Genomic DNA, 19996 nt, shown 5'->3' with positions numbered 1-19996 from the left:
CCTCCGGCCGACGGGGTGGATCTGCCGGCCGGCGGGCGGCGGTGGTCGTCGCGGTCCGCGTGGGCCCTGGCCGGCGGCCGGTGTGCCTCGGCTCGGGCCGGTGCGCCGTGGCCGACTTGCGACGTGCCGGTGCCCGGGCCGGAAGGCACCGGTCCGTTCATACTCGGCGGGTGCGTGCCGACGGGCTGCCGGAGTCCGCTGATCAGCGTGCCGACGAACAGCAGATACCCGACGCAGGCGCATCCCACGGCCAGCGCCACGCCTTGCAGCGCCCGCCTGCGCCAGCTCGACTGGCTGATGAACACGGGGAGTTGGGGGGCGGCTGCCTGGGGGCGCCGTGCCGCCGGGGTCACACGAGGCGCCGTTGCCGACACCGCGTCCCGGTGCGGCATGCGCTGTGTCATGTCCCGCCCTGTGTGCTGCGCCGTGTACGGCTCCCTGCGGGCAGGGGGTACGGACGACAATCGCCCGTCGTGCGGTGTGCTGGCTATGTGGGGGATGCCCTGCACTGGTGCTCCTGATCTGCGGCCGCGCACGCGCGACTCTTTGTGTGTGGGGGGTACGGACCCGGGGGTCCGCTGTACTGCCCGTGAGACGTCGGAGCCGCATCCCGGTGCCCGGCGCGTACGGACACTTCCCGTACGTGCGCATGCCATGCGCCGTTCCCGGGTGGGGCCAGGAAGACCACGTACGCATGTGCCCTCACAAGGGCCGGGAGGCCAGGGTGCAGCCCTCAGCCATCACGCAGCCCCCGACCCTACTCGCGCACCCGGGTGGCACGGCAACAGGCCGTCCTGGCCTTCACCTCACGATGAACGACACCTACCACGTCGAGATCACGATCACACTCGACGTCGCGACGCGCTCCATCCGTGCCTGGCGCCTGATCTCCACCGCGTCTCCCTTCCCCACGCTGAACAAGGAACTTCGACACCGCGGCGGCCTGCCCCGACCGCGGCCTCCCGAGCTCCCGAAAGGGACGCGCTGACGGCTCGTCAAGGGGTTGCTGACGGTCACAGGCGTGAGCAATCTCAACTCGCCAGGCGCCTTCTCGGCGTTTGCCCCCGGTACGGGTGAAGCCGAAGACGCTCCCGAGTGCCCACCCGCGCCGTGTGCCCACCCGCGCCGCACCCCGACTCCGCCCTGGACTGGCTACAGTTCTTCGGCGACTTCAAGGAGCGGTTCAAGGCATCGACCGCCGACCCCGGACTCATCGACTGGCTCAGCACCTGCAGGCTCACTCATGGGCCGGCCCCTCCCCCACCTCTCCCCCGAGCAGCGGACCGCACTCCTCCCCACGTTCCAAGCCCAGCAGCCGAAGCTGAGGGAACTTCTCCCCCAGGCAAACGTAGTCGCGGCGGCGAACCGACCGCCTCCACGACCACCCGCCCATTACGCTGCCGACCCCAGCCGGTAAGTCCCGTAACTGCCGTTCGCCGTCTGTGCCGGCGGACTCTTGGATGCGTCGCCTGACGGTTTGAGCGGCAGCACGCGGCAGGAGGCTCAGCCTTGCGGCTCCTGCGGCTTGACGTCGAGATCGCGCAGACCTTGGCCCGTGAGCTCGGTGCGGGCCTCCGTGCGATGGCCACGGGCGATGTAGTCCCGCACGATCGCCTCGATCGCGTCCTGGGGCGAGCCGATCCCCGCCAGGACCATCACTTCCACCACGAGTTCGGCGTCGAGACTGATACTGACCTTGGCCACCGTGCCCCCTCATCGCGTCGCAGTCGCACTCCGGCTGCTCATGGTTCCGTAGCATGCGCTCAGGATTGGATCTCAGGAAGGCCCCGAGTAGATGATCTCGCGGTGGCTGGTCCGATCACGGCTTCGGGACCGTCCTGGGAAGCCCCGTTGACTGGGCTGAGCCGGCGTCATTTCGGTCGGCTGATCACCGCGCTGCGGGGTGGAAGGCGCGGACCCGGCCCGCGAGGGCCGGCCATGGATGGGTCGACCCCGACCGACTCCGCGCATTTTTCGAGGAGTACCTCGCGCTTCTCTAACGTACTCGGCCCCGGAGCGAAGGAATGCGTCCGAGGCGCGGACCGTGCTCGTCCGGCTGCTCGGAATCCCCGAGACGGCCCCCGACCAGGCTGTCGTTCCGATCGACCAGCGGGTCCCAGAGAATCCCGCCCAATCAGGCCCTCAACAGACTCTGCGCGAAGTCGAACACCCGGTCCGGGTCGTAGTCGTGTGCGACGGAACGCAGACGCGGCAGGTTCGGACCGTAGTAGCACGTCGCCCAGTCAGGCAGTGCCGGGTCGATGTAGTTCACATACCCCCCGTCGATACCGAGATCCGCCAGACCCGCCACGACCTCGCCGACGCTGCGCGTCACCTCGTCTTCGGACGCAGCCGTGGCAGTCGCATAGATCTGTGCCGTGGCAAACGCGGAACGGTGCGGAAAAGCGGACTGCTGCACACCGAGATCGGCCACCGCGCCACCCAGGGCGTCCAGGATGAGCGACATCCGGGCGGTTGAGCGGCTGGGTGATCTCCGATCCGAAGAGCTGGCCGTCCAGGTTGGCAGCGGCGTCGCTTCTGGAGCCCGCGTGCATGGCCGCGGGCACCGCTCCTCCACCGAGGAAAGCGCCGAACATGCCGATGCGTTTCGTGCTCATGGCTCGGGTCGGACCGTGGGGGAGCTGCTTGTCTTCCACGTCCGGTTGTGGCCGCGGGCGATCTCGGTCAGCTGGTTGATGATGAAGTGGGTGTCCGCCGCCTGGATGGCGATGGTGTGGGACGAGTGGGACCGGGCGGCATGGTGTTCACCTCATGCCGCCCGTCGGGGAACACCACATCGCTGGAGTCGTGGGTGTGGTCGATGGTGACGACCAAGTAGCCGCGGCTGGCCGGGTCCTGAACAAGTGCAGTTCCCTGGCCCCGGCTCCCGTGCAGCCCGGGCGAGTACAGCAGCACCGGCCGTTTGCCGGCCCGGTGGTCGACCGGGGCACCGGTGTGGCCGGCAGTGGGGGGCAGGGTCACCCCGCCCGGCAGCACTTGCTGGCTGTTCGAGGGGAGAGCGGCGGGACAGTGACTGGTGTACGTGGCCGGGTACCCGAGCGAGACCATCAACTCGCGTTGCTGTCCGGGCACCCACGGATCCATGCGTGATGAGTCGCAGGTGGAGGCCGACCGTGCCGACGCGGTGGCGCCCGGTCGGGGCGGGCAGCGTCAGTTGGCCCGGGGCTTGCGCCGCATCCAAGGATGCCGCCGTGTTCATGGGTCGGTCGGTGCTCCTTTCGGCGGCGACGGCCGGTGCGACCCCGGCACCCGGAACGACGGCCAGTGTCCCTGTGGTGCCGGCGGCCCGGGCGCGTAAATGACTGTGACGCCTTCGCTGCGTGCTTGCCCATGGGCAGCCCTTCTCCTTGACGGTGAACAACGCCTGGTGGGCGAGTGGTTGGCGCTCATCGTAATAGGTGGTTTGCCGTGGACGGGCCAACTACCTTGTTTATACGGAGAGTTCTTATTACTGCACAGTTGGCGGACCGAATCTCGATTCCGAGCATGCTGTCGGAGGTCAGCAGCCGCGGCAGTCCGTCGAGAAGCAGACAACCGGCTGATGACTGTCAGTATCGAGCCGTCATACGCGCCGCGACGTCGCAAATTACGCAAACGCGTCCAGGCTCCTGCAATACGTTGGGCCGCCGCAGGCCCTTGCAACCTATGCGCACCGGCGATTTTTCCCCGCTACTTACCGGTAGATCAACGGAGTTGACGTCGCGTTATTTGAACGGCCCGTGAAGATGCTGTACTAATTCTCCTGCGCATTCCGAGTGCGACGGCCAGGGAGGTGCCGCCGACGTTCGCTGCTGCTCATGTACATGCGCAGCATCGACTATGCGCAGCGAAATTAATCGGTAACTGAGCGCACAGGCAAAAGTCCCGACAGGTAGGTCCAGACCGCACTTCGCGAAACGCGCACCGGCCCGTTCCGTACGGGCTGCGCCGGTGAGGACTCGGCGTGCGCCAGCACCTACCGACCTCCCCCTGGCCTGGGCAACACATTCCCCCACACCTCGAAAGAGTCCCGCTATGCGTCTTCCTCGCTTCAAAATTCTGTGGAGAACATTAACGGTGATCGCGTTGTCCGCGATCACGGCCGGGTTTCTGCTTAGCGGTGGCAAAGCCAAGGCCGGTTCCGTAACCGGCACCGTGACGGGCGGCCAGGGCAGCTACCGCAGCATCAACGAACGGTCCTCGTCCAGCCTTTCCGCCCGCATCATCGGCCAGGCCACAGTCGGCAGCAAGATCTCGATGTCCTGCCGCGTCCAGGGCGAGGCCGTGGAGAACGATCCTCGCTGGATCTGGTCGGACTCCGGATCCTTCTACATAGCAAATGCGTTCATCAAAGGAAACACCGACAACCTGCCGGTCTGCTCGTCCCGGCGCCCCAAGTCCAGCCGGCGCACGGCCCTCACCATAGACATGCAGAAGCAGGTTCAGGACCAGTGGTGCTGGGATGCCAGCGGTCTGACCATCGCCAAGTACTGGGGTTACAACCAGTACAGCCAGCAGGACTTCTGCCGGCTTGCGGCCAGGAACAGCTACCTCAGCTGCGACAACCAGCCCGCCACGCTCGACGACGTGGCCAACGGCCTGGCCAACATCGGCCTGGGCAACACGGGATACGGCCTCGACCGCAATGCCTCCTTCTCAGAGGTGGGCAAGGAGATCGACGGCAAACGCCCCTTCGCCGTGCGTATCGGATGGAATTCCGGCGGCGGCCACATGAACGTCATTTACGGCTATGACCCGTCATCCCAAATGATCGCGGTCGGTGACCCTTGGCAGACCACGCAGACCTACACCTGGTGGAATTACAGCGACTACGTCAACAACTCGACGTTCCAATGGACCCATTCCCGCATCGGGATACACAAGTAAGGCGGGCAGCAATGCGCAGCAAGACGATTTATCTCCGACGAAGTGCTACTCGTCTCGCCCTTTCCCTCGGCGCGGTGGCGACCCTGCTCTCCACCGCCTTATGCGGCCAGGCTCAGGCGGCTGATAGCCCGAGCGGCATTCCCAACTATGAGGGCGCACGGCAGGTGCTCCATTCCCGGCAAGTGCACGCCACCGTCTCCCGATTCCTCGGCACAACGGCGGCCGCCGGGGCCGACGGCGGCTCGGGGGCGGGGGCGCCGATGACGCCTGGGGCACCTGACGACCAGCAGGCGTTGAGTTTGAAGGACCCGGTCGCGCTGTACGAGCTCGCACCCGAGTTCGTCACCGGGAAGGCGAAGCCCACCGCGAGCAACGTGGCACGCCTGTCGTACCTGGCCTCCCGGGCGAACGACGCCAACGGGCATAAGGCCACGGTTCTGCTCTCCGCCCCGGCCAAGGGCGGTGCTGCCGGCGGAAGTTGGCACCTGTCGGGTGTGCGCGACGGCGACAGCGACGTCACCTACGGCAAACAGGCCACGGGCCGCTCGAAGGTCTTCAACGAGCCGCAGATCCACGCCTGGTACCGCCTGAAGAACGACATCGTCGAACCGCTCAACCGGGAAGCGTCCTCCGGGCTGGGAGGCAAGCGGGCGGTGACGCTCGCCGCCTACCAGAAGCTGGTACACGACCGCTACGCGGACAAGCTGCCGGGATCCGCGTATGACCGCAAGGGACTGGCCGGCGGATTCGGTCCGGCGTCCACGCCGTCCTCTTCCTCCTCGGCTCCCCTGCAATTCGGCTCGGGAGTGGTGGCAGTCGCACTTGCCGGCGGCGCCATCGCAGTACGGCTCCGCAACCGTAAGCGGTCGCCAGGCGAGCCGACGGGCTGACGGGCCTATGACCTGGGTGCTCGGTTTGCGAAACCCAGCCAAACTCCATTAAGAGGATTCAGGCGCCGGATTCCCATCAACGGAGTCCGGCGCCCCTCCCACGAAAAACCGGTCCCTGTAGGGCACTTCACCGACTCCATGGTGACGGCCGTTGGAAGGACCCCAACGACTGGTTGGAGCCCCTCCCGGCGTCCCTGCTCAGCGGCGAACCCGGAAACCCTGGCCGTCGGAACCCACCGAGCACTGCCCTGCGACGCCACCGTCCACCCCGTGACTGCCGTGCGCGGCGATTACGGCCCCTACGTATCTCACGAGCAACGACGCGCTCGTGCCGCAGCACTCACCGACGCGGTGCTCGCCGCTGCCCGCAGCCGATCCTCAAAAAGGTGAACTGACCAGATGAAACTCGGTTTCCACACCGCATGCCTGCCCGGCCTGCCGCTCGACGAGATCGCCGCCTGGGCCGCTGAACACGACTACCAGGCGCTGGAGGTGGGCACCTGGCCCCTCACCGGCTCCCGCGACTTCGAGGCCACCCACCTCGATGTGGCGCGCTTCGGCGAGGCTGACGCCGACCGCGTGCGTGCGCTCTTCGACCGGCATGGCCTCGAACTGTCGGCCTTCGCGTACTACGAGAACAACCTGCACCCTGACGAGTACCACCGCGACGAGATACCGCCCACATGCGCCACGCCATCGATGCCGCGTCACTGCTCGGCGTCCCGTACGTCGGCACCTTCGTCGGCCGCGATCCCGGCCGCTCGGTCAGGGAGAACATCGCTCTGGCGGAGAAGGTGCTGCCGCCGCTCGTGGACTACGCCGGCCAACGCGGCGTCAAGATCATCATTGGCAACTGTCTGATGGAGGAGTGGCACCCGGACGGCTACCCGGGCAATCTCGCCTACTCCCCCGAGCTGTGGGAATGGATGTTCTCGCTTGGCCTCTACCTGAACTTCGACCCCTCGCACCTCATCTGGCAGGGTATCGACCCCGTCGCAGCGCTCCGCCCGTACGTCGACTGCATCCCGCACGCGCAGGCCAAGGACACCCAGCTCGACCCGGTCCGCCGCAACCGCCACGGCGTCTTCGGCAAGAGCATCGAGCGCGACACCCCCTGGGACAATAGCTTGTGGCCGCACCGTATCCCCGGACTCAGCGACATCGACCCGCGACGCATCGCCGACAGCATCGAGTGGGACGACCCGTGGGGCAACAGCTGGTGGCGGCACCGCCTCCCCGGCCTGGGCCACATCGACTGGCGACGCATCGTCGACACCCTCTACGAGGGCGGCTTCACCGGCGTTCTCTCCGTCGAACACGACGACCCGGTCTGGAGCGGCGATGAGCAGAAAGTCAAAGACGGCCTGCGCATCGCCCAGCGCACCCTGCGCCCACTCATCCTCACCTGACACTCCGCCGACCCTCCGCCGGCATCCCCTCCCGACCGTACTGGCTGGTGTTCGCCTCGTTCGCGGATGGTCTCGATTCACGCCGCGTTGGCCCGCTCCACGATCCGGCGCAGATTCAGGTCCTCGACATGCTCAGCCATGACGCCCTCGCGTGGGCGCAGTCGCTCTCAGCGCGGGCCGACGCAGGCCCGGCGGCAGATATCGGCCAGTTGGTGGCGCCGTCCCAGGCCAGGCGGCTGATCGTGAGGGGATCGCGACCCAGACGACAGGGTCAGGAGTGCTGGACCAGGGTCTGTTGCGCAAGCGGTTCTTGATGTGACGCCCTCGTGGGCATCTCAGCACTCAAGCCCTTGTGCACAGGTGGCCGAGAGGCTGCTGGTGCTGGCGTACGGCGCCGAGGACCGGCAAACGGATCATTGGGTCGCAGCGCGGAAGACGTACGCCGTCATCGGGGCGCTCACCGGCCCCTCCCCCAGCCGGGCCGTCATCTCCTCGATGACGGTTGCCCGGACAGCTGGTTCGTCGCCACGCTCCTCAAGAGCTGCGCGCACCGGTGTCCCGGTGAGATACCCGGTGACAAGGTCGGCGGTCGACGCGGCCCGGCCCTGAAGCGTCAGCTCCTGCTCCTTCTCGACAACGAACCCGGCGGCCACCAGATCAGCGACCACGACAGCGGGATCGGCGTAGCCATGTGCAACCGTCGGGAAGAACCGCGGTGGGTCGACCGGAAAAGCCCGCTCCAGCCCTGCCTGCAGCGCGACTTCGAGGGCGTGTGTCCCGAGCGGGCCCCACGTGTTGAACAAGAACCGGCCGCCCGAGGCCAATACCCGCCGGACCTCGGTGAAGGCCGCGACCCGGCCGGAAAAGAACATCACGCCGAACTGGCAGACCACTAGGTCGAAGCCTCCGTCCGGGAACGGCAGCCGCTGCGCATCAGCCTGCCGCCACACCGCGCCCGGCGCCCGGGCCGACCCGAAAGCGACCATGGCCTCGTTCAGGTCGGTAGCCGTCACTTCGGCCGACGGCGCCGTCGCAAGCAGCTTGGATGTCAACACACCTGTCCCCGCAGCCAGTTCGAGGATACGCCGCGGGTGGAGTGCCGCCGCCTTGGTGGCCAGATCCTCGGCAAAAGGCCGGAAGACCACCGGCACGAGATACCGCTCATAGGCCGCCGGCATGGACTCGGACCACCGCTGGTCGGCATTGATTCCCGTCACCCGCACGACGGTAGCGCCGCGCTCGGTGACCCCTGCCCCGCCGCGCCGCCATGCACCCTGGAGCTGGTCCGCTTCTGATGTGGCCGGCCCCTGCCCTCGTAGGCGGGCGTCCAGGCGTTCACGAAAACGGTGACCGCCCACCTGGAAGGAGCCTCTTGGCCCTGTGCTTCTGGCCTCGACCAGAAGCACAAGGCCGGTACCGACCCGCGTGGTCCTCGAACAGCGGCGAGTGGGCAGCCACCAACAGGGAGGGGTGACCCTGCCCGACGAAGCGGTCTGGTCCACGCTTCTCCCCGCGGATGGCAGGTGGTGCCACCGATCGCAGGGATGAGCGTCCGAACGGGTGAGCCACGTGAATTTCTGTCACGTAGCCAGATCCCCCGGCCAGGCCGCATCCGTACGGTGGGCGACGTACTGGATCTTCCAGGTGGAAGGGCACGCCATGGGCGCGGACAACAATGTCGGAACCATCCGGTCGATCTACACGGCCTTCGAACAGGGTGACGTGCCCGCCATCCTGGATACTCTGAGCGAGGACATCGACTGGGCTACGGAAACCAGTTCGATCGCAGCGCCTTGGTACGGAGTGCGTCACGGCAAGGACGAAGTGGCCTCATTCTTCGAGCAATTCGACTCGACCATGGAGGTGGAGGAGTTCACCCCCGTCACGTTCGCGGTGAGCGACTCCGATGTGCTGACCGTGGTACGCATGCGTGCGCACAACCGCGCCACAGGCAAGATGGTGGCAATGAACCTGCATCACCAGTTCACTTTCCGCAATGGCAAGATCACATACCACCGCAGCGCCGAGGACACCGCACAGGTCGAGGCCGCCTTCAAGGAATGAGCCGAACACCCGCCATCAGCGATCCACCATGGCCTACCGCTTTCCATCCTTGTAGGAATCTCTGAGCTCCGGGCGGAAGGCGTCAGTTCGCCAAGCGGCGACGAGTCGGTGAGGCGCCCGAGCTCTCAAGGACCCGACCATCCTTTGATGAGGGAAGTCCGCGTGATCGCCATGTAGGAGTTGGGACGCAGCGACAGTTCGGTGAGCGGCGGGTCGTCGATGAGCCAGGGCCGCCGGCTGGATGCGCTTTCCGGTGTACGGGACCCGGCAGCGGCTCGCTTGCCCAGCAGTCGTAGCCAGCTCTTCGGCCCCATGTCGTGCGGTCGTGCGGCCCGGCGCTGCCCAGCCGCACGACCGCACGGCCGCGGCCAGCTGACCTGCACGGCGTTGCGGCCCGGCAGGGCGCACGCGACGCTGCAGCGCCGAAGTCGAGCCGGCCTTCCCCGAGCAGCACCGGCTCGCCATCCAGGACCACGGGCTCCTCCCCCACCTCAGAGCCCGCTGCGGCAATCTCCGGAAAGGCGGCCGTAAGATCCGCACTGCGGCGAGACGACAGCATCGCCTGGCCAGCGCCGGCGAGGATGATCGTGCGTAAGCCATCCTCCTCCAGATTTCCTGATGCCTCATGAGACATCAGGCACCGACGCGACCCGGCAGCGTGAACCAATTGGGGAGGCGCAATGCTCAAGCGCGCACACTGCGAATCGTCGAGGAAGCGCGAAAAGCGGGACGGCACGCTGCGGCTGATCATCTTCGTGAGAGCGGCCACCTGCACCGCACTCACCCTCCGTGGTGACGCCGGGCTCGCCCATCTGCTGCAGCGGTGCTGAGGCCGATCCAGATTTTTCGGAGTTCGGCGATCTGCCGATGTCGAGAACGTGCCACCGGCTCCGTCCCAGGGACATCAGCGGCCACCACCGGCCGCACGAAGAAGAAGGAGAAACCAGCATGGCGATTCAGCGCATGGACAACGTCGGCATCGTCGTCGAGGACATCGATGCCGCCATCGCGTTCTTCGTGGAACTCGGTATGGAGCTGGAAGGCAGGGCCGAGGTCGAGGGCCTCTTCGCCGACCAGTGCACCGGACTCGACGGCGTCCGCTGTGACATCGCGATGGTCCGGACCCCGGACGGCCACAGCCGGATCGAGCTGGCGAAGTACCGCAGTCCCGAGGTAATCAGCACTGGGCCGCGCAACCGGCCGCACAACATTGTGGGCACGCACCGCGTCATGTTCGCCGTCGACGACATCAAGGACACCGTTGCCCGCCTGCGACCTCACGGCGCCGAACTCGTCGGCGAGATCGCCCGGTTCGAGAACAGCTACCTGCTCTGCTACCTCCGCGGCCCGGAGGGCATCATCGTCGGACTGGCCGAGCAACTGCGCTGAGAAGGAGAAACCGAAACATCCACCTAACGAGATCACCGAATTCTGAACCACCCGATCAGCCAGGAGCTGCTGGCCCGTGACCCGTGACGTGACCCGCCTGGCCCACGTCGCCAAGGACGGACCCCGCGCGGCATTGCAGGGTGCCACCGGCTCGTCGCGTACGACCGTAACGCTCCACACACCGCCCACGTTGCGGGGGATGATCTCCCTGCACATGGAACCGATCGTGCCGCCCTCGCGGGATTTGGCGAAGGGGAACTCGTCACAGGAATCGTCCCGGACACTGGGGTCCTCCACGAAGGGCCTCGGGGGAGCCTCGCAGCTGTAGTAGCGCCTCTTGTCGTCGGCGTCACGCGTGAGCGGCTTCTTCTCGGTGCCGAGCCTGCCGTTGGTCAGGTGGTTCTGCGCCCACTCGTAGGCCACCGCGGCGACCCCGTAGAGGGACTTGCTGATGGTCACCTGGGCCAGGCGCCCCGTGACGATGCCGCCGGGGTACAGGCCGACCTGTCCGTCACAGCGCAGCGAGGGACCCGCCCAGTTCTGCGGGCTGGTGACGGGGTTCGCTCCGGTGCTCACCACCTCGGACTGGTAGGAGATCTGTGTGCGCTGACTGAGGCCGCCGACCGGACGGGGGAGTCGTAGGACAGCGTCCCGGTGTGGTCCTCCTCGCCGTGGGGCAGCTCGATGTACCCGCCACCCCAGGCGGGCGGGCCCGCGATGCACTGGGTGCAGTCCGATCGAAGGGACACTTTCATCGCGGGAATGGTGGGTGACATCGCGCCGGCGAGGACGGAGATGCTCTCCTGTCACCGCGTACTTGTGGGGCTCGGCTCGGACGCGGCCACGCCCGTGAGATCGGCGGTGCCGATCACCTGGCCGTCGGGGCTGACGAGCGCGTACACGATGTTGTGCCGCACGCAGTACGCGTGACGGGTGGAGACGACATCCACCGGTTCGGAGGAGGCGCACAGGGCCCCGTGCCGTCCCGAGGGGCGGCCGTGACGTGGGCGCGGATGCGGGCCAGGTCCTGGGCGGAAATGGGGCCCTGTTGGGTGCAGGTCCACGCCGCGCCGTGGCGTGCGGGCCCGGAGCCGGGGGCGGTGGCCGTGCACGTGCCGTGGCCCTTGGAAGCCGCCCGGCCGGCCGTCGACGGTGCGGCGGCGGCCGGTGAGGTGCCCAGGGCGAGGAGGCTGCGGTCAGGGCGAGTGCGGCCAGTGCCGCGAGCAGGTGTCTGGCGCGTTTCAAAGGGTGCCTCCCCCTGTCCGGTGGCGTACGCGTTCACCGAGGATCGAACCGGCGCGGCAACGGTCTGCGCCAGGGGCGGAATCGGCCCCTCATGATCGTTCGTGGCCGGTTCGGGTCTCACGCCACCAACCCTGTGGCCGCTACATTCACCCCCCGACAGGACACATATACGAAGAGGGGGAAATAGACAACGATGCGCCCTATAGGACCTGTTAGTCGCGTCGGCAGATCACTCATGGCGGTGACCGCTACGGCGGTCGCCACCATGAGTCTTGCCGTCTCCCCGGCTGCTGCAACGCCCACCACCACGACGGCGCAGACGCCCGCGCCCGGCGGCACCTGTACGGCGGCCGACCTCGGTACACGCCACCCGTACATCAAGACCAGCGAAGTGTCTCCGACGATCACCCACTTCAAGGGCTGGTACGTCACCGAGGGCACGACCGGCAACCAGAGCGTCACCACCAGCACCCAGACCACCATCTCGGTGTCCGTCGGCCTCAACGGCAACGTCCAGGGCAGTTTCGCCGTCGAGACCCTCGGCACCGTCGGCGCGACGCTGGGCCTGAACGTACAGGTCAACTACTCCTCCACCAGCAGCGCGTCGAGTACGGTCACGTGGAACTTCAACCAGCCCGGCTACTACGGCGTCTACAAGGGCACCAAGAAGGTCACCGGTACGTACGGGGGCCTCAACTGCAACCGCGTCCAACAGGGCGATGGCAGCTGGGCGTTGAAGTGGATCCAGGGGCCCGGCAGCGGCAGCTTCACCACCTACACCACCCTTGAGGAAGGCGCGGTGCGCTGCCAGGACAAGGTGCCCGCAGGAAGCATCATGGCCAAGGCGCAAGAACTCCTCGACTGCGGCTCGGCCACCGCGAAGGCCAAGCACCCGGCGGGTGCGGTGGCGCCGACGGCGAAGCAGAAGCGGGACCGCCTCGCACAGCCCCCGGCTCCCACCGGCGGCACGTCCGCCGAACAGCACAAGGCCACCGGGCAGATCGCGCGGGCCGATCTCAACTGCGAGCCCGGCGCCTACAAGATCGCCGTGCCTGACAAACCCCTGTCCTGGGGCGCGCCGCTCTTGGCAGCCGACGGTGTCCGTCTGCGGCCCTCGACGATCTTCAGCGCCCACCTGGACAACTGGCGCCTGTGCAACGTGACGGAGAACAACGGGGTCCTTGAGGCGTCCCTGTGGAACTGGGGCAACGGCGGGTGCGCGACCATCGCCGCGGAGAACGCGGCCACCGAACAGGCGGTCGTGCAGACGGCCCCCTGCACGGAGGACGACCTCCAACGGTTCTACATCTACCGCGACGTACCCGGCAGCTCGAAGATCGGTGTGCAGAACAAGTACACCGGCTCCATGATGGGCCACGACCGGTACGCGGACGGGGAGTTCATACGCCAGTACTCCAGCGGAAGGCAGGACGGTACGGGTACGTACACCCTGATCGGAGTCTGACGGCCCACACCCCGTGAGCGGCCCCGCACGTGAACCCGGGCCTCCCGGTTTCGTACGGGGCCCTTCGCGTGACTCCGAGTCCGGCCTTGGGGACCAGTGGAGCAGCCTCGGCGGCTCTGGCGCGGGCCGTGTGGACCTTGTGCTGTGCCTGGGCGAGGGTGAGGGCCTGGCCTGTGGTGTGCCGGACGGAGGCGCCGCTGTAGATGCGGGTGAGGGCTGGTGCGTCGTCGGGGCCCAGGGAGCAGGGGGTGCAGGGGGGTCACCATGTGGCGGTCAGCTCCTTTGCGGTGGGCCGGTCGGCGGGGTCGGATGCCAGGCACGCGGTGACGGCGTCCTCGAACTCAAGGAACGGCCTTGGCGGCACGTTGCGCAGCGCGAGCTGGTGGCCGACTAAGAGGGCCAGGCGAAAGTCCTGCTTGCACAGGGCCTGTCAGACGTCGAGCTTGCGCTGCTTGGCCGGCCACTTCCCGACGTCCATGTCGGGGACCGTGTAGCCGGATGTTGCTCACCGTGTTGGGGCCACCATTGGCGGGCCCAAGCACGGTGTCGAGGACTCGGGTGATCTCATCACGCCTGTTTCACCCGTCTTCTGCCGCTGCGCCCGGCGTCTTCTCGCCAGGCAGCGGCGTGTCCGAGATCTGACCCAGGTGGTAGGTCCGCCGATCCTTGACGCTCGGAGACAGCAGCACAGCCTCGCCGGCAGAGTCAGTGTCGAGGGTGACGACGTTCATAGCCGCCTCAAGCACTTGAGTATCCCCGGCTACGGCAGCTCGGAGTTCAACAGCGCGGAGGCCCCTGCGCTCGCGGGTGTCTGTCTCGCGTCGCGCTTGAAGGGCGCATCCGGTCAAGTTCGTCGCGCGGGCGTAGGTGTTGCACTTCGGCGAGTCGGCTGCCCCTGACGTCATCCGAGTACCGCCCGCAGCGCGGTGCGGAAGGCCGTCCCCTCAACCGGCACCTGCCCCACCTGCCAGCAGACCGTGCCATAGCAGACCTACGACACCGCCTGACAAAGCCCTACTGGTCGGTCATGTACACACGTTGCGGGAGGTGGCCCTGGTTCCCCACGCGTACCAGGTGCTGACTGGCGCCGGACGGCGCCGTCTGGTCCACATGGCCAGTCCTTGATGTCTGCGCTGGCCCGGCGCTCCGCCGCCAGTAGCGGAATGTGCGCCGACATGCCTATGTCCGACGACACAAGTGGCGACGGGTGAGCCCGTCAACTGAACATTCGGGGAGCCGATCCGGGCTGACCTACGGGAGCTTGTAGTCGTAGTAGTCGTGAGGTCCGGTCAAGACGGCCTGGAAGTAGAGCGGCTCGCCGTCGGTGTCGAGCGGGACGTCATGACCGGCTACACGGGTAAAGCCCATGGAGAGTCGCGGCACGAAGGCGTAGAGAGTTTCGTCCAGCACGGTCAGGCCCATCCCCTCCAACTGCTTCAGGAGTTCGCGGGCGGGAGTTCGGAAGACATCGATTCCACGGAGACGCACGGTGATCTCTTCGGGGCCGGGGCGCGGGATCCACATCTCCGCTGCCGTGAGGGTCTTCCCGTCTTCGATGTGGAAGACGATCTCGAACTGCGGATGCAGGGCAAGCACCTTCATGTAGTGAACCGGGTCGGCGGACCCGTCGTCCTGCACCTTGACCTCACCCAGTTCCGCGGCAGCTGCGCGTACGGTGTCGGCGGCTGTCCCGAGGGGGAAACCGGTGATGCCGTTCGGGGGGTCCAGTTCGAAGTCCATGCGGCTCATTTTAGGAGACAGGTTCGGATCTTCCAGCCGTTGTCCGACAGGTACTTCTGGAAGCCCTTGTTGTGCGGCAAGTGGTCGACCATTTCCTTGATCGCGGCGTCGTACTTCGTGCCGTGCACGCGTCGGATCTCGTCGATGTCCTTCTTCATGGCTTCGTCGAATTTTCCTTGGGCAATGAGTGCTCGCTGGTCTGCGCGCCACTGGTCGGATGCCCGGCCGGAACCGGTGCTGATGAAGTTGCGGTGGTCGTCGTACTCCATCCGAATCGCGGGCCCGGCTCCGTAGCCCAGCTGAGTCCCTCCGATCCCCACGTACGCAGCCCTCGCCGGCACGTGGTTGCGCTCGTAGCTGTTGGTGTCACTGCCGTCCGTCCAGTTGCTGGGCCTGAGGCTGTAGTGGGAACCGCCCCATCCCTGGGGTTGGCGTTTGGCCAGGCCCCATGGGTCGATCCAGAAAAAGGGGTTGGGCACGTATGAGTGCGGATTGGGACCGCCGTCCAGGCCTAGCGGGTCGGAGCTGAGGTACCGGCCGGTGGCGGGGTCGTAATAGCGGAAGTAGTTGTACTCGAGATCCGACTCGTCATCGTGGTACTGGCCGGGCCGTCCCAGCGGACAGACACGCTTCCTGCGGCCCGTTCCTCGAATCGCTTCTCCCCACGTGTCGGTGTGGCTGGACCAGGCGATTCGGCCGTCGGGGGTGACCAGTTCGCTGGGAGTGTCGGACAGGTCGGTGACGATCGCGTAGAAACGCTCATCGATCAGGCTCTGGTCCATTGTCCGGTCCGGGCGCCAGGTGCGCTCGGTCTGGGACAGCGGTGTCCAGGTGCCCGGCTCCCAGTCCCAGGTCAGAGTGCGGCAGCTGCCGTCGGCCAGCACGCTGTACTGCTCGATCAGTTGTGTGCCGTCCCAGACGAAGACGGTTTCCTCCCCTACTGACGGCACTCCGTCCCGCTCGCCCAGTCGCTGTTTGCTGAGCCGACGGCCCAGCGGGTCGTAGGTGTACGTCCACGATCCGCGGCGAGGGGTATCGACGCGGACGAGCTGGTCCTCGGCGTTCCAGGTGTACCGCCATTCCCGGCGCTGACCGGAGAGGGTGCGCACCAGCATGCGGACGAGGCGGCCCCGGTCGTCGTAGGCGTAGGAGGTGCGGCCCGCGGAGCGCAGGAGCGTGCCGCTGTAGGCGCGGTCGCCGGTGGAGGCGTTGTCCGGCATGCGAGTGTCGTGGGCGTGGGTGATGTTGCCGAGGGGGTCGTAGGCGTAACTCTCGTTCCAGGACTCGGCGCTGACGCGTGTGATGCGTCCTGCCGGGGTCAGTTCGAAGTTCCGTCGGCCGCGCAGGCGGTCGGTGACGAGGGTCGGCATGCCGTCCGCGCGGTAGCCGTAGGTACGTTCCTGGGTGTTGGTGTACGCGCCCTCACCGTCTCCCCCGGTCAGGTCACGGGCCCAGATCGCCTGGGTGGCCAGCCGGTCGCAGGCGTCCCAGGACTGTGTCACCACTGCCCCGCCGAAGTGGCGGGAGGTCTCCCGGCCGCCCGCGTCGTAGGCGAAGGCCAGCTGACCGAACAGGTTGGTGAGGCTGGTCGGTTGGTTGTTGGCGTCGTAGGTCCACGTCGAGACCAGTCCGGTGGGAGTCGTGCGGCTGGTGCGGCGGCCCAGGGCGTCGTAGGTGTAGGAAGTCGTACGCCCGTCGACGGTTTCGCTCAGAATGCGCCCGGTGACGTCGTGGCTGTACTCCAGGACGCTGCCGCGACCGGCCACCCGCTTGAGGAGGCCAGCGTCGTCGTAGGTCAGTGCGGTGGCGGTGCCGTCGTGGTTGGCGTGCTCGGTCAGCCGGCCGAGTAGGTCGTAGGTGCAGGCAGTGGTGCGGCCGGCGGCATCGATGGTTTCCAGCAGCTGGTCGGCGCCGTCGAGCCGATAGGTGAAGCTGCGGTTGTTGAAGTCCGTCTCGCCGACCAGGTGCCCGGCTTCGTCGTAGCGGTATTGCCAGGATGCACCGTTCATGGTGACTGCGAGCAGCTGCAGCTCGGTGTCGTAGGTGAAGCGTTGTACTTCTCCGTCGGGCAGGGTCTTGCCGGCCAGTTTTCCGAAGGGGCCGATATCGAATCGAGTCACCGCTCCGGCTCGATCTCGGTGCTCGACGACGAAGCCTTCAGGGTCGTGGACCCATGTCTCGACCGCGCCGTCGGGATGGACGCGCCGGGTGATCTCGCCTTCGGTGCGGTACTCGAAACGGTTGGTGAAGCCAAGTGAGTTGGTGGCAGCGATGACGCGGCCGAAGGCGTCGTAGGTGGCCTGGACGGTCTGGCCCGCGGCGTCGGTGATCGCGGTGATGAGCCCGGCCGAGTTGGTCGTCGTGTGTCGCGTCTGACCGAGGGGGTCGGTGACCGAGACCAAACGTCCTTGGTCGTCGTACTGCCGTGAGGTCCGGGCGCCGGACGCGTCGGTTGTGGTCAGGACGTTGCCGCGAGTGTCATACGCGAACGTAGCCAGGACGGTGTCGCCGCGCCGTACTGCGGTCAGCTGACGGAGTTCGGTGTAGTCGAGCTCGATGGCGCTGCCGTCGGGCTCGGTGATGCGGATGGGGTTGCCGTGCGCGTCGAGGTCGAAGCGGGTGGTTCTGTTGAGCTCATCGGTGCGGGCGATGACCCGGCCGGCCTCGTCGTAGTCGGTCCGCGTCGTGTTGCCGAGCGGATCGACGGTCTTGGTCACGTGCTGCTGTTCGTCGTAGTGGTATTCGGTTGCGTGTCCGAGGCTGTCGGTGACCGTCGTGATCCGCCCTGCCGTGTCGTAGCGGAAGCGGGCCGAGAGGTGTCCCCCTTCCCCGTTCCCTCGGACGACCCGGCCCTCTTCGTCGTAGACGTAGGAGTAGCACCTGCCGTTACGGTCGGTGCAGGTGGTGATCCGGTCCGCGTCGTCGTACTCGTACTCGTAAGGAAGCCCCGAGGAATTGACGACCCCGGCCAGTTGGCCGCCTGGGTAGTACTCGTAGCCGACGACCATGGTGCCCAGTCCTGTGCCCGCGCCGTCCAGGAGCCGCAGGCCCTCGATTCGCAGACCGGCCGCGGTATGGATCGTGTCGACGGCTATGCGGTAGCCGCCGGCGTGGCGCACCTCGGTGGGCGTTCCCGTTTCGTCACGTTCGAAGGTGATGCGGTGGTCGTTGCGGTCGGTGAGTTCGGTGATCGCGCGAATGGTGCGGCCCGGGCCGGCGACGGTTCCGGACGGCGCGAAGTGCCGCGTCCAGCCCCTGTCCGGATCCTCGATACGTATGGTGTCGCTCTGCTGATCCCAGGTCAGCGGCCAGCGGGCACCGGCCTCGGGATAGACGTGCTCGCCCGCGTGGGTGGGCAAGGGGTAGTGCAGGATCTGGGCGTCATCCCCGGCGTAGTGGATGCCCTTGGTGTCGATCTCGACGCGCTGGTCGAGGGTGGAGGACCAACCAGGGCCGAACAGCCGCCCACCGGCATAGCCGGAGGCATAAGCGCGGCGTAGGACCAGGGGGAGCAGGCCGGGGAGTTCAAGGTCCTTTTCGTTGGTGATCATCTGGCCGGAGACCACGTCCACCGGGTCGCCGGCGGTGTGGCACCCGATATTGCCGTTCGAAGGCTGGCCTCCCTTGCTGGGACCGGCCAGGGACGGATCGCTTTTCCCTGGCCGACCACCCCCGGCCCCCTTGCCGCCGCCATTCAGGGAGGTGTGGGGGCCCTTGGGGTCGTTCTTGCCACCCTTGCCCAAACCGTTGAAGTGGTCGGAAAGTCCCTTGTCGTTCTCATGGTGATTGCCGGCGACCTTCTTCAGCCGGGTGCCCGCACCGTGGTACAGGTCCTCGACCGCTTTGCCCGCGTCCTTGCCGAGGGTCTTGCCCAGCTTCTCAGCGGCGTGTTCCAGCGCCTTGACGATCGGATTGCTCATTCGAAGCTCGCCCCCGCAGCCTTCGTCTGGAATTCCGCGGCATGCGACGCCACCGTCCGCGCATGCTCGTGCAGCTTCTCCGCGCGCGCGTGCAGCGCCTCCGGATGGATGGAGAAACTCTCCCCCGCACGCCCCCCGGCCCCACCGGCGGAGACCCCGAGCGCGGACTCGGCGGCCTGGAAGACCAGACCGCCGACGGCCTTGCTCACCGTCTCCACCAAGGGATTGACGGCCGCCTCGATGACCTGGCCGATGATGTACTGCTCCAGCTGCTGCACCAGGTAATCCATCAGCTTCTCGGCTGCCTCGATCACCAGGGCTTCGGCCGCCTCCGCGATCCCGAGCGTGGCGACCGCGGCGGCCTGGTCGGCGATGAACGTGATGGCCAGCACGGTCAGTTCGGCGATCGCCTCCAGCTTCATCGCCACGATCGTGTTTGCCGCGATGTCCAACGCATCGGCCACCACATGGCAGGCGTTGACCAGCTCCGTCATGTGACTGTCGGACATCTGGCCCCACTTGGCCAGCAACGCCTCGTACGACGCGCCCTGATACACGTCCTGCAACTGCTTGACCGTGGCAGTGGAGTCCTTGTGGGTGTCATCCACCTTCTGCGCGAAATCCCGCACGTGGGACGCGAATTCGCGGACCTTGTCCTCGTCGATGTTTGGCCAGTTCACCCCGATGAACTGAAGGAACGACACCACCTGGCCAGGCAACTCGATCGCCATACTGTCCCCCCGTCGCGACCCTGACAGCACATCAGACGACGTTCAAGTAAGAGCAATGACGGGACAAACAGGTGTCCTCGGAACCGTCATCAGTACGTACGGCAGCCAGGTCCCTCGCGCGTCGGCTGACCTGCCTCGCGTCCTGGAGGTGGCGCAGCTGCTCGGCCGTGAGATCGAGGGCCTCCAGTCCGTGCGGATCCCTCAGGGCCCGCAGCGCCGTCAGGTCGATCGCCTCCCGGCGTCCGGCCTCCGGCTC

At 67.0% G+C, this 19996-nt stretch carries 17 protein-coding genes and 1 pseudogene; 9 read left to right on the top strand and 9 right to left on the bottom strand.

All coding sequences use genetic code 11. The annotated features are described in order from the left end of the window. Positions 1-811 precede the first annotated feature (811 nt). Positions 812-988: a hypothetical protein gene (locus AB0E02_RS05125; protein ID WP_362136087.1), complete on the top strand. Its 177-nt coding sequence runs from the start codon at positions 812-814 to the stop codon at positions 986-988. 515 nt (positions 989-1503) lie between these two features. Here AB0E02_RS05125 and AB0E02_RS05120 read toward each other — a convergent pair. Then, the gene (locus AB0E02_RS05120; protein WP_362136085.1) at positions 1504-1704 is read right to left on the bottom strand and encodes a DUF2191 domain-containing protein; all 201 of its coding nucleotides are present in this window, start codon (positions 1702-1704) and stop codon (positions 1504-1506) included. A 102-nt stretch (positions 1705-1806) separates the two neighbouring features. Here AB0E02_RS05120 and AB0E02_RS05115 point away from each other — a divergent pair. Then, positions 1807-1942 (top strand): annotated as a pseudogene (locus AB0E02_RS05115) (IS5/IS1182 family transposase); the annotation flags it as partial. A gap of 192 nt (positions 1943-2134) precedes the next feature. Here the strand turns inward: AB0E02_RS05115 and AB0E02_RS05110 are convergent. Both AB0E02_RS05110 and AB0E02_RS05105 read right to left on the bottom strand, forming a co-directional pair. After that, a complete protein-coding gene (locus AB0E02_RS05110; RefSeq protein ID WP_362136083.1) occupies positions 2135-2467 on the bottom strand; it encodes a BBE domain-containing protein in 333 nt (110 codons plus the stop codon). Between the two features lie 218 nt (positions 2468-2685). Then, entirely contained in the window at positions 2686-3069 is a 384-nt protein-coding gene (locus AB0E02_RS05105) for a hypothetical protein (RefSeq protein WP_362136144.1), read from the bottom strand. A gap of 1008 nt (positions 3070-4077) precedes the next feature. Between AB0E02_RS05105 and AB0E02_RS05100 the strand changes: the two genes are divergently transcribed. Together AB0E02_RS05100 and AB0E02_RS05095 are read left to right on the top strand one after the other, a co-directional pair. Further along, on the top strand, positions 4078-4887 hold the full coding sequence (locus AB0E02_RS05100) for a papain-like cysteine protease family protein (RefSeq protein WP_362136081.1): 810 nt from the start codon (positions 4078-4080) through the stop codon (positions 4885-4887). Positions 4888-4898: 11 nt separating this feature from the next. After that, positions 4899-5777 (top strand): hypothetical protein, encoded by an 879-nt coding sequence (locus AB0E02_RS05095; RefSeq protein ID WP_362136079.1) that lies wholly within the window; start codon positions 4899-4901, stop codon positions 5775-5777. 378 nt (positions 5778-6155) lie between these two features. On the opposite strand, the gene AB0E02_RS05090 is transcribed toward AB0E02_RS05095, so the two are convergent. Next, positions 6156-6380 (bottom strand): hypothetical protein, encoded by a 225-nt coding sequence (locus AB0E02_RS05090; RefSeq protein ID WP_362136077.1) that lies wholly within the window; start codon positions 6378-6380, stop codon positions 6156-6158. 80 nt (positions 6381-6460) lie between these two features. Between AB0E02_RS05090 and AB0E02_RS05085 the strand changes: the two genes are divergently transcribed. Further along, positions 6461-7186, top strand: a complete 726-nt coding sequence (locus AB0E02_RS05085) for a sugar phosphate isomerase/epimerase (RefSeq protein WP_362136075.1) — start codon at positions 6461-6463, stop codon at positions 7184-7186. A 413-nt stretch (positions 7187-7599) separates the two neighbouring features. Here the strand turns inward: AB0E02_RS05085 and AB0E02_RS05080 are convergent, their stop codons facing one another. After that, positions 7600-8364, bottom strand: a complete 765-nt coding sequence (locus AB0E02_RS05080) for a class I SAM-dependent methyltransferase (RefSeq protein ID WP_362136142.1) — start codon at positions 8362-8364, stop codon at positions 7600-7602. A gap of 481 nt (positions 8365-8845) precedes the next feature. On the opposite strand from AB0E02_RS05080, the gene AB0E02_RS05075 reads away from it, so the two are divergent. From AB0E02_RS05075 to AB0E02_RS05060, 4 genes are all read left to right on the top strand, one after another. Next, positions 8846-9250, top strand: a complete 405-nt coding sequence (locus AB0E02_RS05075; RefSeq protein WP_362136073.1) for a nuclear transport factor 2 family protein — start codon at positions 8846-8848, stop codon at positions 9248-9250. Positions 9251-9930: 680 nt separating this feature from the next. Next, positions 9931-10080 carry a hypothetical protein gene (locus AB0E02_RS05070; protein ID WP_362136071.1) on the top strand — a complete coding sequence of 50 codons (150 nt, stop codon included), beginning with the start codon at positions 9931-9933 and terminating at the stop codon, positions 10078-10080. A 118-nt stretch (positions 10081-10198) separates the two neighbouring features. Continuing rightward, positions 10199-10639, top strand: a complete 441-nt coding sequence (locus AB0E02_RS05065; protein ID WP_362136069.1) for a VOC family protein — start codon at positions 10199-10201, stop codon at positions 10637-10639. 1480 nt (positions 10640-12119) lie between these two features. After that, positions 12120-13349: a hypothetical protein gene (locus tag AB0E02_RS05060; protein ID WP_362136067.1), complete on the top strand. Its 1230-nt coding sequence runs from the start codon at positions 12120-12122 to the stop codon at positions 13347-13349. Positions 13350-13927: 578 nt separating this feature from the next. Here the strand turns inward: AB0E02_RS05060 and AB0E02_RS05055 are convergent. The 4 genes from AB0E02_RS05055 to AB0E02_RS05040 form a co-directional block, all read right to left on the bottom strand. Continuing rightward, on the bottom strand, positions 13928-14080 hold the full coding sequence (locus tag AB0E02_RS05055) for a hypothetical protein (protein ID WP_362136065.1): 153 nt from the start codon (positions 14078-14080) through the stop codon (positions 13928-13930). A 520-nt stretch (positions 14081-14600) separates the two neighbouring features. After that, entirely contained in the window at positions 14601-15089 is a 489-nt protein-coding gene (locus tag AB0E02_RS05050) for a hypothetical protein (protein ID WP_362136063.1), read from the bottom strand. A 5-nt stretch (positions 15090-15094) separates the two neighbouring features. Next, positions 15095-19009 (bottom strand): DUF6531 domain-containing protein, encoded by a 3915-nt coding sequence (locus tag AB0E02_RS05045; RefSeq protein ID WP_362136061.1) that lies wholly within the window; start codon positions 19007-19009, stop codon positions 15095-15097. Then, entirely contained in the window at positions 19006-19740 is a 735-nt protein-coding gene (locus AB0E02_RS05040; protein WP_362136059.1) for a WXG100 family type VII secretion target, read from the bottom strand. Before AB0E02_RS05040 ends, AB0E02_RS05045 begins: the two co-directional genes overlap by 4 nt. Between the last annotated feature and the right edge of the window lie 256 nt (positions 19741-19996).

It is taken from the genome of Streptomyces sp. NPDC048196 (assembly GCF_040652715.1).
Lineage (GTDB): Bacteria > Actinomycetota > Actinomycetes > Streptomycetales > Streptomycetaceae > Streptomyces > Streptomyces siderophoricus.
The sequence above is the reverse complement of the archived record's forward strand: the minus strand, read 5'-3'. Positions and strand labels throughout refer to the sequence as shown.